Source organism: Streptomyces sp. NBC_00377 (genome assembly GCF_036075115.1).
Taxonomy (GTDB): Bacteria; Actinomycetota; Actinomycetes; order Streptomycetales; family Streptomycetaceae; genus Streptomyces.
The window spans coordinates 365767-377975 of sequence record NZ_CP107958.1 but is presented as its reverse complement, the minus strand read 5'-3'; the positions used below and the strand labels follow the sequence as shown (position 1 = coordinate 377975).

Genomic DNA, 12209 nt, shown 5'->3' with positions numbered 1-12209 from the left:
AGAAGAGAACATGAAAGCAGCGGTCGTACGAGCGTTCGGTGAACCTCTGGTCATCGAGGAGCGCCCCGACCCGCAGCCCGGCCCCGGCCAGGTCCGCGTCCGGGTGGAGGCATCGGGTCTCTGCCACACCGACATCCACGCGGCGCACGGGGACTGGCCGGTCAGGCCCGACCCGCCGTTCGTCCCGGGGCACGAGGGCGTCGGCCTGGTCGAGGCGCTCGGCGAGGGCGTGACCCACCTGTCCCTCGGGCAGAGGGTCGCCGTGCCCTGGCTCGGCCGGGCGTGCGGGCGGTGCGAGCACTGCCTCTCCGGCTGGGAGACCCTGTGCGAGCAGCAGATCAACACCGGCTACGGCTGCGACGGCGGACACGCCGAGAAGATGCTGGCCTGGGCCGACTTCGCGCAGCCGGTGCCCGACGGCATCACCGCCCTGGAAGCCGCCCCCCTGACCTGCGCGGGCGTCACGACCTACAAGGCACTGAAGGTCGCGGACGTCAGGCCCGCCCAGCTCGTCGCGATCTCCGGCATCGGCGGGCTCGGCCATCTGGCCCTGCAGTACGCGAAGATCGCCGGCGCGACCGTCGCCGCCGTCGACGTCACCGACGACAAGCTCCGGCTGGCCGCGGAGCTCGGCGCGGACATCGTCGTCGACGCCCGCAACGAGGACGTCGGCGAGGTGCTCAAGCGGCACGGCGGCGCGCACGCCGCCATCGCGCTCGCGGTGAACGACGCGGCCTTCGAGGCCGTCAACGCCGGGCTGCGGCGCGGCGGCAAGCTCGTCATGGTGGCGTTGCCCGCGCACGGCACGGTCCGTGTGCCCGTCTTCGACACCGTGCTGAACGGCACCTCGGTGATCGGTTCGATCGTCGGCACCCGGCAGGACCTCGCCGAGGTCTTCCAGCTGCACGCCGCCGGCCGCACCGAGGTCGTCTACGAGGCCCGCCCGCTCGCCTCCGTCAACGACTCCATCGACGAGGTGCTGCGCGGCGAGGTCAAGGCGCGCATCGTGTTCGACCTCGAAACGGGACGGTGAGGACCATGGACCTGCCCGTCGTCGTGGGCGTGGACGGCTCGGAGTCGAGCCTGCGGGCCGCCGACTGGGCGGCCGACGAGGCCGACCTGCGCGGGACGCCGCTGCGGCTGGTGTACGCCTCCCTCTGGGAGCGCTACGAGGGGGAGTCCCTGGCGGAGGACGTCGGCAAACCGTCCGAGCAGGTGCGGGCCGAGGACATCGTGCGGGTGGCCGCGGAGCGCGCCCGGCTGCGGCAGCCCGGCGTCGAGATCTCCACCGACGTGCTGCCGGAGGAGCCCGAGTACGCACTCGTCCGGGAGGGACGCGGCGCCTGCGCCCTGGTGCTCGGCACCCGCGGACGCAGCGGCCTGGTGGGAATGCTGCTCGGGTCGGTGAGTCTGACCGTCGCCGCTCGCGCCGCCTGCCCGGTGATCGTGGTGCGTCCAGGCAACGACAACCAGGTCCGGGCGGGAACGCGCCGCCGCGTGGCCGTGGGCGTCGGCGAGCAGGGTACGGACTCCGCGGCGCTGCGCTTCGCCGTCCAGGAGGCGCGGCTGCGCCGGGCGAGCCTGGACGCGGTACGGGCCTGGCGGTGCCCCGCGCACGAGACCACCGACCACCCCCTGCTCGCCGGCGCACCGGCGCGGCTGCACGAACAGCACGCCGTCGAGGTCCTGGACAAGGCGCTGGGGGAGACGCCCGCGGACGTGGACCTGCACCGGCGGACGGTCGAGGGTCCGGCCCGCAGGGTCCTGCTGAACGCCTCGCACGACGCCGACCTGCTGGTGGTCGGCGCCCGCCGCCACCAGGGACACCTCGGGCTCCAACTGGGGCGCGTGGCCCACGCGGTCCTGCACCACTCCGCCTGCGCCGTCGCCGTCGTACCCGAGCCGGCGTGAATGCCGCCTCCTCGACGGCCGCTTCCGTCCAAGACCGCCCGACGACCCCACGCCGACGACTTCCGGAGCCCACCATGTCCAAGGTCGAACACCAGGACGCCACCGTACTGACCGACGACGAACTGCGCACCCTGGACGCACACTGGCGGGCCTCCAACTACCTGGCCGCCGGACAGATCTACCTGATGGCCAACCCGCTGCTGACCGAGCCCCTGCGGCCCGAGCACATCAAGCCCCGGCTGCTCGGCCACTGGGGCACCTCGCCCGGCCTCAACCTCGTGTACACCCACCTCAACCGGGTGATCAAGACACGCGGACTCGACGCCCTGTGCGTCTGGGGGCCGGGCCACGGAGGCCCGTCGATCCTGGCCAACTCCTGGCTGGAGGGCAGCTACAGCGAGACCTACCCGGACGTGCCGCGAGACGGCGCGGGCATGGCCCGGCTGTTCCGGCAGTTCTCCTTCCCCGGCGGTGTGCCCAGCCACGTCGCCCCGGAGACGCCGGGCTCCATCCAGGAGGGCGGCGAGCTCGGCTATTCACTGGCCCACGCCTACGGCGCCGCCTTCGACAACCCGGACCTGCTGGTCGCCTGCGTGATCGGCGACGGCGAGGCCGAGACCGGGCCGCTGGCCGCCGCCTGGCACTCGGACAAGTTCCTCGACCCCGCACACGACGGAGCCGTCCTGCCGATCCTCCACCTCAACGGGTACAAGATCGCCAACCCGACGGTGCCGCACCGGCCACCGGAACCTGCACGTACGCGGCTACAAGGAGTCCGGCACCACGACCACGCCGTTCGACATGGTCGTGCGCAACGACCTCGACGGCTACCGCCTCGTCATGGACGTCATCGACCGCGTCTCCGGCCTGGCCGTACGCGCCGCCGCCGTACGCCAGCGGATGGCCGACGCGCGCACCCGGCACCAGGCCTGGATCCGCGAGCACGGCACCGACCTGCCCGAGGTCGCCGACTGGACCTGGAACGACTGACCGTCCCGCACTCCGGAAGGACCCACCGCCATGACCGTACGCGCCGGCGTCAACGGCTGCGGCCGCATCGGCCGCACCCACCTGCGCGCCGCCCGCGACCGTGCCGGAGCCGGCACGCAGGACGTCGAGCTGGTCGCCGTGAACGACATCGCCCCGCCCGCCACCCCGGCCCACCTGCTGGAGTACGGCTGCCGGTGAGGGCCGTTCAGCCCAAGTCCCCGAGAGGCCCGACCCGGGTGCTGCGGCCCGACGTGCCGGCCGGGCCCTCGGGCGGCCCGACGGGGAGGACCGTCCGGGCGGGCGATGAGGGCCGGACGGCCCAAGCGGACCGAGCGGGAAGCCGACAATCTGGATGCGTCGGGCAATCGCGGCAACCGGAAAAGGGATGGTGAAGGACATCATGAAAGGCTTCGTCTTCCACGGCCCCGGACAGTCCGCCTGGGAGGAGGTCCCGGACCCTGGCATCAAGGAGCCCACCGACGCCGTCGTGCGGGTGGGCGCCGTCACCATCTGCGGCACGGACCTGCACATCCTCAAGGGCGACGTGCCCGAGGTGCGTCCGGGCACTGTCCTGGGTCACGAGGCGGTCGGCGAGATCGTGGAGGCCGGCAGCGACGTCCGGACCGTCCGGCCGGGGGACCGTGTGCTGGTCTCCTGCATCAGCGCGTGCGGCCGCTGCCGGTACTGCCGAGAGGGCAGCTACGGCCAGTGCAGGGGCGGCGGGGGCTGGATCCTGGGCCACCTGATCGACGGCGCCCAGGCCGAGTACCTCCGCGTTCCCCACGCCGACCTGTCCGTGCACGCCCTGCCCAGCGCGGTCGGGAGCAACGACGCCGTCCTGCTCGCGGACATCTTCCCGACCTCCTACGAGGTGGGCGTGCTCAACGGGCGGGTGCGGCCGGGAGACACGGTGGCCGTCGTCGGGGCCGGGCCCGTCGGCCTCGCGGCGATCGCCACGGCGCACCTGTTCGCACCCGAGCGGATCGTCGCCGTCGACCTCGCGGCGTCCCGGCTGGAAGCGGCGAAACAGCTTGGCGCCGACGCGGTGGCAGACGCCCACGAGGACCCCGAGCAGCTGATCGCCGATCTCACCGACGGGCTCGGCGCGGACGTGGTCATCGAGGCGGTCGGAGTGCCGGAAAGCTTCGAGATGTGCACACGGATGGTGCGGCCCGGCGGTCACGTGGCCACCGTCGGCGTGCACGGCAAGCCCGCCACGCTGCACCTGGAAGACCTGTGGATCAAGAACGTGACCATCACCACCGGTCTGGTCGACACCCGTTCCACGCCACCCTGTTGCGGATGGCCGCCGCAGGCCGGCTGCCCACCGCGCAGCTGGTCACCCACACCTTCCCCCTGGACCGCATGGAGGAGGCCTACGACGTGTTCGCCCGGGCCGCCGACACCGGCGCGCTCAAGGTGGTCCTCGGCGAGCAGTCGCACGAGGAGATCGCTGTCCGGGCGGCCTGACGAGAGGACGTGACAGATCATGACCGAACAAGACACGGCGAAGGCGCCGCAGGGACGGCCGTCGGGTGATCTGGGCCGCCGGCTCGCCACCCGCCGCACCCAACTCGCACTGACGCGCGAGGAGACAGCCGGCCGGGCCGGCATGGACCCCGGCTACCTGAAGCACCTGGAGGAACATCCCGACGCCTCGCCGAGCCACGGCGTGCTGCTCAGACTGGCGGGAGCCCTGGAGACCACGCTCTCCTCGCTCACCGGAGGGGACGCCGATCTGCCGCCCGGCCCCGGACTGGCAGGGCACTCACCCGCCTTCACCGAGCTGAGCCGGACCGAGTGCGGCGACCTGCTCTCCACGCACGGTGTCGGAAGGCTCGCGGTGCCCACCGCCCAGGGCCCGGTGATCGTCCCCGTCAACTACAGCGTCATCGACGGCACGATCGTCTTCAGGACCGCACACGGCGCCACACCGTCCCTCGCGGTCGGCAGCCCCGTCGCCTTCGAGATCGACCGAATAGACGACGCGTTCAGCCAGGGCTGGAGCGTGCTGGTGCGCGGCCACGCGCGCATGGTAACGGACCTCGGCGAGGCGCAACTGCTCGCGCGACGTGCGCACAGCACACCATGGGCCGGCGGTCGGCGTGACGTCTGGGTGCGCGTCGAACCGTACGCCGTCACGGGCCGCCGCATCACGCTCTGAGCCGGTTGGTTCTCGGACGGGCCAGGGCCGCCGGTTCGCGGCCGGGATGCCGCACGGCCCGACGGGGGACCGGCGCAGCACATTATCGGGTGAGAGAAGAGAAGGCAGATGGACGCCAACGACGGATTCCGCGAACTCGACCGGCAGGAGTGTCTGCGCCTGCTGGCCACCGTGCCGGTGGGACGCATCGTGTACACACGGCACGCGCTGCCCGCCGTTCTGCCCTTCAACTTCTGCCTGGACCACGACGGTGCGGTGCTGGTGCGCACGTCGGCCTCCTCGGAGCTGGTGCGCGCGGTCGACGGAGCGCTGGTCGCCTTCGAGGCCGACGAGGTCGACGCCGCCACGCACTCCGGGTGGAGCGTCGTCGTCATGGGCGCGGCCGCCGTCGTGACCGACCTCGCCGAGCACACGCGGATGCTGCTGACCGGTCCTCGTTCCTGGGCGCCGGCGCCGCAGGAGGTCTTCCTGCGCATCGACCCGGAGCTGCTCACCGGACGCGAACTCGTCGGCGGACGTTCCCTGTACGGCGTACGCCTCCCCTACTGAACGGCCCTGCCACCAGGGCCGTTCAACATCCGGGCGGCCCCCTTCGGCGGATGCCCGGCGCCTCGGAGCCGAGGAGCATCGTCCAGGAGGCCGGCGCCACCACACGCGGCGCTTCCACCGGGCCGTGACTCACTCTCCCGCGGTCAGCCCCGCACGTGCAGCCCGAAACCCGTGCGGCCCGCGGGCTCCAGTCCCTCCTTCAGGTGCAGCGAGGGGATCTCATAGTCACCGAAGTTCTGCCGCCGGAAAGAAATCGGCTCGGTCGACTCCAGGGTGAGCAGGCGCTGCTCCCAGGCCTTGGCGACGTCCGGGTAGTCCTCGTCAGTCATCCGGTCGGTGCCGTACAGCACGAACGGCGGCAGTACTTCGATGCCCGGGTAGTGGAGGATGCCGTGCTGGATCGGGAACAGCAGATCGTCGATGGGGCCATTGATCCCGCGGGCGGCGTAATGCGGCTCCGGGCCGCCGGCGGTCACCGACAGCAGGGCCCTGCGGCCCGCGAGGGTTCCTTCGCCGAAGCGCTCGCCGTACTTGGTGTCGCTGTGCTCGCCGACGCCGTACGCGAAGTGGAAAGTGAACACCCGGGCCTTTACGCGGACTGGGAGAACTGCACCCTCGACGTGGTCGGGCACCTGCGCCTGGCCGCCGGCAAGTACCCCGAGGACCCCGACCTGGCCTCGCTCATCGGCGAGCTGGCGATGGGCAGCAAGCGCTTCCGTCACCTCTGGGCCCGCGCCGACGTGCGTGCCCGCACCCATGGACGCAAGGGGTACCGGCACCCGCTGGTCGGACTGCTGGAACTGCACCAGGAGAACTTCGCACTACCGGACGAATCAGGCATGGAGCTGCTGGTGCTGTCCGCGGCCCCCGGCAGCCCCGCCGAGGACGGCCTGCGCCTGCTCGCGGGCCTGGGCGCGGACCGCGGTGACGCGCATCCCAGAGTGAACGCTCAGGTCCGCGAGTAACTCGACAACACCCACAGCGCCGGGAACGCCTCAACACTGACGGCTTTCCGGTCCCCGGCCTGGCTGAAACCCCGGAGTGAGTCCCGGGGCTTCAGCCCGAGCTGCACATAAGCCAGTTCGCTCACCGGTTCTCCGACCCCCGCCGCCGTGCCCGGGCCCGAGCGTGCACGGAGCGACACCGCGGGGGATCGGCGCCGCTCCTTCGACCACTCTCCCCCGGACCACACGGTTCCCGCTGGTGCCGAAGGTCCCGGCCGTGGGGGCCGGATGACCCTCTGCCGGGTCCGTCCGCCCTGCCGGGCGCGCCCCGGGTAACCGGCGGAACTTGTGGGCCGTGGCCCGCGAGATCCCCATCTCGGCGGCCACATGAGCGACAGGACGACCCGAACGGACACGTTCGACGAGCAATCGCCTGCCATGAACGGTCAGCCGGGCATTGCGGTGGGACACGAAGGCCTCCGTGCGGTGCAGTCCTGGACAGCTCCACCACAGTGGAGGTCTTCGCCATGTCCAAGACCCGCCGGTGTCAACAACGCTCATGCTCAATACATCTAGCGGGCATGGCGCCGGTCGCCTTCGTCGGCAGGCTGGACACAGCTTCAGGGCCGGACCGTCGAAGCGGCAGGTGCAGGGGTTGTCGGTCCGTTCCACGGGGCCGGTCCGCCCAGGCGCCGGCCTGGGACACCCGGACCGATCCGCTACCACGCGCTCCGGCCGGGGACTAACGTGGCACACGATCGGACCGGTGGGCGTCCGAGCATTGAGGGGACCTGGAGGAACGCAGGTGGGAAGCCCCGAGGAGGCCCGCGTACGGATGCCGCAGCTGCGACTGGACGAGCTGCTGGAGGAGCTCCAGGCACGGCTGGACGCGGCCCGCGGCACCCGGGACCGGGTGCACAGCCTGCTGGAGGCGGTGCTGTCGGTCGGCAGGGAGCTGGACCTGGAGCAGGCCCTGCACAGCATCGTCGAGGCCGCCGCGTCGCTGGTCGACGCGGAGTACGCCGCGCTCGGCGTGATCGGTCCGGACGGCAGGCGGCTGTCGGCCTTCCACACGGTCGGCGTCAGCGACGAACAGATCGCCCGCATCGGGCCCTATCCGGAGGGCCACGGCATCCTGGGCGAGCTGATCAGGCACCCGGAGCCGCTGCGCCTGGCGAAGATCTCCGATCACCCGGCCTCGTACGGTTTCCCGGCCCACCACCCGCCGATGAACACCTTCCTCGGCGTCCCGATCCGGGCGCGCGACCATGTCTTCGGCAACCTGTACCTGACCGAGAAGCGGGGCGGCGCCCAGTTCGACGAGGAGGACGTCTCGGTCACGCTGACGCTCGCCGTGGCGGCCGGGGTCGCGATCGACAACGCCCGCCTCTACGAGGAGTCCCGGCTGCGGGAGCGCTGGCTGCGGGCGAACGCGGAGATCACGCACAGCCTGATGTCCGGCCGCGACCGTGCGGAGGTGCTGGCGCTGATCGCCGAGCGGGCCGGAGAGATCACCGGCTCCGCCCTAGCGGCGGTCGCCCTGCCCATGGAGGACACCGGGACCCTCGCGGTGGAGATCGCCGTCGGCCTGGACGCGGAGGCGCACCGGGGCCTCGTCCTGCCCATGGACAGCAGTCTGATGGGGCTGGCCTTCTCCGGCGCCTCACCGGTCTCCAGCGCCGACGTGGGCCACGACGACCGGATCTCCCTGGAGCCGCCGCGGTTCGACGGGCTCGGACCCGCCGTGGCCGTGCCCATCGGCACAGGTTCCGCAGGTCCACGGGGGGTCGTCCTGCTGGCCCGCAAGGCCGGCGAGCCGGTGTTCTCGGTGACGGAGACCGAACCGCTGAAGGCCTTCGCCGGACAGGCCGCCCTGGCCATGGAGCTGGCGGAACGCCGGGAGGAGGCCGAGGAGGTCGCGGTCCTCAAGGACCGCGACCGTATCGCGCGCGACCTGCACGACCTGGCCATCCAACGCCTGTTCGCCACCGGCATGACCCTCCAGAGCGCCGGCCGTTTCATCGAGCACGAGGAGGCCGCCGAGCGCGTCGTGCGCGCGGTCGACGACCTCGACGAAACCATCAAAATCATCAGGTCGACGATCTTCGGCCTGCGCACCCGCGAGGGCGCGGGAGAGGCCGGACTGCGGGCGCGTGCCGTACGGGTGGTCGGGGAAGCCGCGCGGGTCCTCGGTTTCGCCCCCAGCGTCCGGATGGAAGGCCTGCTGGACACCGACGTGCCGAAGGAGATCGCCGATCACGTCGTGGCGGTGCTCTCCGAGGCCCTGACCAACATCGCCCGGCACGCCCACGCGGACCGCGCCGACGTGCTGCTGGCCACCGACGGGCGGCAGGTACGGCTGTCGGTCACGGACAACGGCGGGGGCATCCCCGTCGGCGGTCGGCGCAGCGGGCTGCGCAACATGGCCGAGCGGGCGGAACAGTTGGGCGGCGGGCTGGAGCTGGGCAGCCCCGAGGGTGGCGGCACCACGCTGACGTGGCGGGTGCCGGCGCGGAAGGCGTAGCTGCCGAGGCGCACGGCGCCCGCGCCGGGAGGCAACACGGGCCCGGACCGCACGAGGGCAGACCTGCGCACGACTGGGCGGAAGGACTCCACCCGCTTCTCGCGGATCCTGGTGCGCGGTGCGTGGTGCGTGGTGCGTGGTGCGGGGTGCGCGGCCTGCGACCCGGCCGCTCCGTTGCGCCTCGGCCGGGTCCTTCCCGCGCCTCATGTGGTCCGAGTCGCGCGGGAGTTGGCTGGTGTCAGGAACAGGAACAGGAACAGGGACAGGGACAGGGACAGGGACAGGGATCGGACCGGAGAGGGTGAGCACGACGCCGACGAGTCTCACGCCGGAGTTCCGGGAACGATGCGCGGCACTCCTCGTGCGGGCGGTGGGCCTCACATACGTCCTCACCGCGGCCCACGAAGCGCCTACCGGCCGCCTGCTGCGCCGTCGGGCACACAGGGCGTCGCCGCGGCAGCCGAGCGGACCGGAGCGCGGCTGCCACCGTCTGCCGGTGCGCTCCTGACGCGCCCGGCGGACAGCGTATTCGTGAGCCGGGGACCCGGGACCGGAACAGTCCCCGGCCCACCGCACTGGACGACGGCGCCTTCACCGGGGCCGATCGGCTCCTTGCGGGGACCTCTGGCCCCTGCTGCGCCCGGTGCGTGGCTCGGAGACTGATGGCGCATCCCCGAAGGAGGTCCGCACATGCCCGCCATCATCGTCGGTCTCGACGGCTCGCCCGAAAGCCTGGCCGCCGCAGACTGGGCCGCTCGCGAAGCGACGCAACGGGAGGCGCAGCTGTGTCTCGTCCATGCCACGGACATGGTGGCTTCCCTGTACGTCCCCTACATGGGGGTTCCGGCGCCGGGCGCGATCGAAGCGCACCGTGAGTGGTCCGAGCGTCTGCTGGGCGAGGCGGAGTCCCGGCTCACGGAACGCCATCCCGGCCTGCGTGTCACGACGCAGCAGGCCGAGACGGAGGCCGTCGCGGCCCTGCTGGCAGCGGCGAAGGACGCGGAACTGCTGGTTCTCGGTTCCCGGGGCTTCGGCACGGTGGCCGGGTTCCTGGTCGGCTCCGTAGCCCTCGCCGTCGTGGCGCGCTCCGAGCGACCGGTCGTCCTCGTACGGGCCGGTGAGCACGCTCACGTCGAGCATCTGCCGGACGCCGCGGGCGCCGGCTCGGCCATTGCTCCTTGCCGTGACGTGGTGTTGGGACTGGACCTGGCCGAACCGGACGACGCCGTCGTCGAGTTCGCCTTCGAGAGTGCCCGACGTCGCGCGGCAGGCCTGCGGGTCGTCCACGGTTGGAACCCGGCGACCGTCTACGGCTACGGAGCAGTCCTCGACTCGGGGCTCAGCGCCGACCTGGCGGAGGAGACGCGGCACGGCCTGAACGACGTTCTGCGCCCCTGGCAGGACAAGTTCCCCGGGGTCGAGATGCGCGCACAGGCCGTCATCGGCAGCCCGGGCCGCCATCTCGTCCACGCCTCGCGAGACGCGTCACTGGTCGTCGTCGGGCGGAAGAGGAGCCACGCGCCGGCCGTCGGCCGCATCGGCCCGATCGCGCAAGCGGTGCTGCACCATGCCTGCGCACCGGTAGCCGTGGTCCCGCACGACTGACGCGAGCCGCGCGGTACGAGGGCGGCGTACCGACCATCACGGTCCCGGTCCCGAGGGGAGGGCGGGCACCAGGACCATCCGGGTGCGACGCGGCTTAAGGCAGGGCGCGTCGGGTCGCACCGGGTGTGCGCGGCCGGCGGGTCGTCGGCCGCGCACACCGCAGCCATGCTCAACGGTCTGAGTCCTGACAGGCAGTTCTGAGCCTGAGGCGGCCGACCGCCGAGTGCCGGGCACGGCCGCAGAGCAGTCGCCGACGGCGGGCCCGCACGCCGGTGGGCCCCGCCGCGCGGGGAGTGCGGCCGTTGTCACCGGCGGAACCGTGCGGACCACCGGGCCTCCAGGCGCTCGCCGGCTCTCCCTGCCACCCCCTCACCACCTCCCCTCACCGTCGAACGACGCGGAGCCCGGTGCATGGGGCCGAAGGTCCCTGGAGCTCGGCGTCAGGCCCGGTCCGCATGCGGTGGGGAGGCGATGGAGTGATTCTCGAAGGAGGGAAGCAGCGTGTCCGGCACGTCGGCGGATCCCGGATCGGATTCGCCGCCGGGGTCGTACACCCTCATCCACCGTCGGATCCCGCTTCGCAACGAGACGGAGGCCGCCGCCATGGAACCGGTCGTCACTGTGGGCCTCGATGGCTCACCCGAAAGTCTCGCCGCCGCTCGGTGGGCTGCCGACGAGGCCGACAAGCGCAGGCTCACGCTGCGTCTGCTCCATGCGTGGCCCCTGCTGTCGCCGGAGCCCGCGCACGCCACTTCCGCGGTCGACCAGAACTACTGGGCGAAGCGCCTTGTGCACACGGCGCGGGCCGAGGCGCAGGCCCGTCACCCGGGCCTGACCGTCGTCGGGAGTCTCGTGGCCGACGACGCGCACGCTGCTCTGCTCCAGGCGGCGTCGGAGTCGGAGATGACCGTGCTCGGTTCCCACAGGCTGGGCACCGTCGAGAGCTACTTCATGGGCGAGGTCAGCATGCCGGTCGTGGCACACGCGCAGTGCCCCGTGGTGCTCGTGCGCGCCGGGTCACCGGACGGGGGAGTGGACCCCGCGCCCGCCGGCCCGGTGGTCGTGGCTCTCAAGCTGAACGGGGCCTGTGACGGTCTGCTGGATTTCGCGTTCCATTCCGCGGCAGCCAGGAACGTTCCGCTGCTCGCGGCGCACGGCCGGAGCGTGCCCCTCCACGCGCGGGTGCCCTGGGGCGTGGACCACCAGGTGACCGAGGAGATGACGCGGGACGCGCAGCAGGAGCTGAGCACGGTGCTGCGTCCTTGGCGTGAGAAGTACCCCCAGGTGGAGGTGGTGGAGAGCATCCGTCTCGTGAGCGCCGCCAAAGCCGGCGTCCAGGCCTCCGACGGCGCCGACCTGCTGGTCGTGGGCCGGCGTGCGCCCCGGCACGGCGGGAATCCCCACCTCGGACCGGTCGCCCATGCCGCCATCCACCACGGACGCTGCCCCGTCGCCGTCGTCCCGCATGACTGAGCCCGCCCACCAGGGGCGCCGACGCGGGCGCAGGTGTGCGAGACCCACA

General features: G+C 72.3%; 8 protein-coding genes and 6 pseudogenes. 12 read left to right on the top strand and 2 right to left on the bottom strand.

The features are described 5' to 3' along the window. The first annotated feature begins 10 nt into the window (after positions 1–10). The 8 genes and pseudogenes from OHS71_RS01905 to OHS71_RS01875 all read left to right on the top strand — a co-directional run bounded on the left by OHS71_RS01905 (position 11) and on the right by OHS71_RS01875 (position 5614). Positions 11–1033, top strand: a complete 1023-nt coding sequence (locus OHS71_RS01905) for a zinc-dependent alcohol dehydrogenase (protein WP_328476086.1) — start codon at positions 11–13, stop codon at positions 1031–1033. A gap of 5 nt (positions 1034–1038) precedes the next feature. Further along, positions 1039–1911 carry a universal stress protein gene (locus OHS71_RS01900; RefSeq protein WP_328476085.1) on the top strand — a complete coding sequence of 291 codons (873 nt, stop codon included), beginning with the start codon at positions 1039–1041 and terminating at the stop codon, positions 1909–1911. 74 nt (positions 1912–1985) lie between these two features. Continuing rightward, positions 1986–2661, top strand: a pseudogene (locus OHS71_RS01895) (phosphoketolase); the annotation flags it as partial. Then, positions 2662–2901 (top strand): hypothetical protein, encoded by a 240-nt coding sequence (locus tag OHS71_RS41250; RefSeq protein ID WP_443047149.1) that lies wholly within the window; start codon positions 2662–2664, stop codon positions 2899–2901. A 30-nt stretch (positions 2902–2931) separates the two neighbouring features. Further along, positions 2932–3087: pseudogene (locus tag OHS71_RS01890) on the top strand (glyceraldehyde 3-phosphate dehydrogenase NAD-binding domain-containing protein); the annotation flags it as partial. 214 nt (positions 3088–3301) lie between these two features. Further along, a pseudogene (locus OHS71_RS01885) lies at positions 3302–4371 on the top strand (zinc-dependent alcohol dehydrogenase family protein). A 19-nt stretch (positions 4372–4390) separates the two neighbouring features. Continuing rightward, on the top strand, positions 4391–5065 hold the full coding sequence (locus OHS71_RS01880) for a helix-turn-helix domain-containing protein (RefSeq protein ID WP_328476083.1): 675 nt from the start codon (positions 4391–4393) through the stop codon (positions 5063–5065). Between the two features lie 108 nt (positions 5066–5173). After that, the gene (locus tag OHS71_RS01875; protein WP_328476081.1) at positions 5174–5614 is read left to right on the top strand and encodes a pyridoxamine 5'-phosphate oxidase family protein; all 441 of its coding nucleotides are present in this window, start codon (positions 5174–5176) and stop codon (positions 5612–5614) included. A 143-nt stretch (positions 5615–5757) separates the two neighbouring features. Here OHS71_RS01875 and OHS71_RS01870 read toward each other — a convergent pair. Further along, positions 5758–6198 (bottom strand): annotated as a pseudogene (locus tag OHS71_RS01870) (NAD(P)H-dependent oxidoreductase); the annotation flags it as partial. On the opposite strand from OHS71_RS01870, the pseudogene OHS71_RS01865 reads away from it, so the two are divergent. Continuing rightward, positions 6193–6579, top strand: a pseudogene (locus OHS71_RS01865) (MmyB family transcriptional regulator); the annotation flags it as partial. The pseudogenes OHS71_RS01870 and OHS71_RS01865 overlap by 6 nt on opposite strands. A gap of 315 nt (positions 6580–6894) precedes the next feature. Here the strand turns inward: OHS71_RS01865 and OHS71_RS01860 are convergent. Beyond that, positions 6895–7029, bottom strand: a pseudogene (locus OHS71_RS01860) (IS481 family transposase); the annotation flags it as partial. A 334-nt stretch (positions 7030–7363) separates the two neighbouring features. Between OHS71_RS01860 and OHS71_RS01855 the strand changes: the two are divergent. From OHS71_RS01855 to OHS71_RS01845, 3 genes are all read left to right on the top strand, one after another. Then, the gene (locus OHS71_RS01855; protein ID WP_328476079.1) at positions 7364–9082 is read left to right on the top strand and encodes a sensor histidine kinase; all 1719 of its coding nucleotides are present in this window, start codon (positions 7364–7366) and stop codon (positions 9080–9082) included. Positions 9083–9772: 690 nt separating this feature from the next. Continuing rightward, positions 9773–10687, top strand: coding sequence for a universal stress protein (locus OHS71_RS01850; protein WP_328476077.1), 915 nt, complete (start codon positions 9773–9775; stop codon positions 10685–10687). A gap of 603 nt (positions 10688–11290) precedes the next feature. After that, a complete protein-coding gene (locus tag OHS71_RS01845; protein ID WP_328484368.1) occupies positions 11291–12160 on the top strand; it encodes a universal stress protein in 870 nt (289 codons plus the stop codon). Positions 12161–12209: the final 49 nt, after the last annotated feature.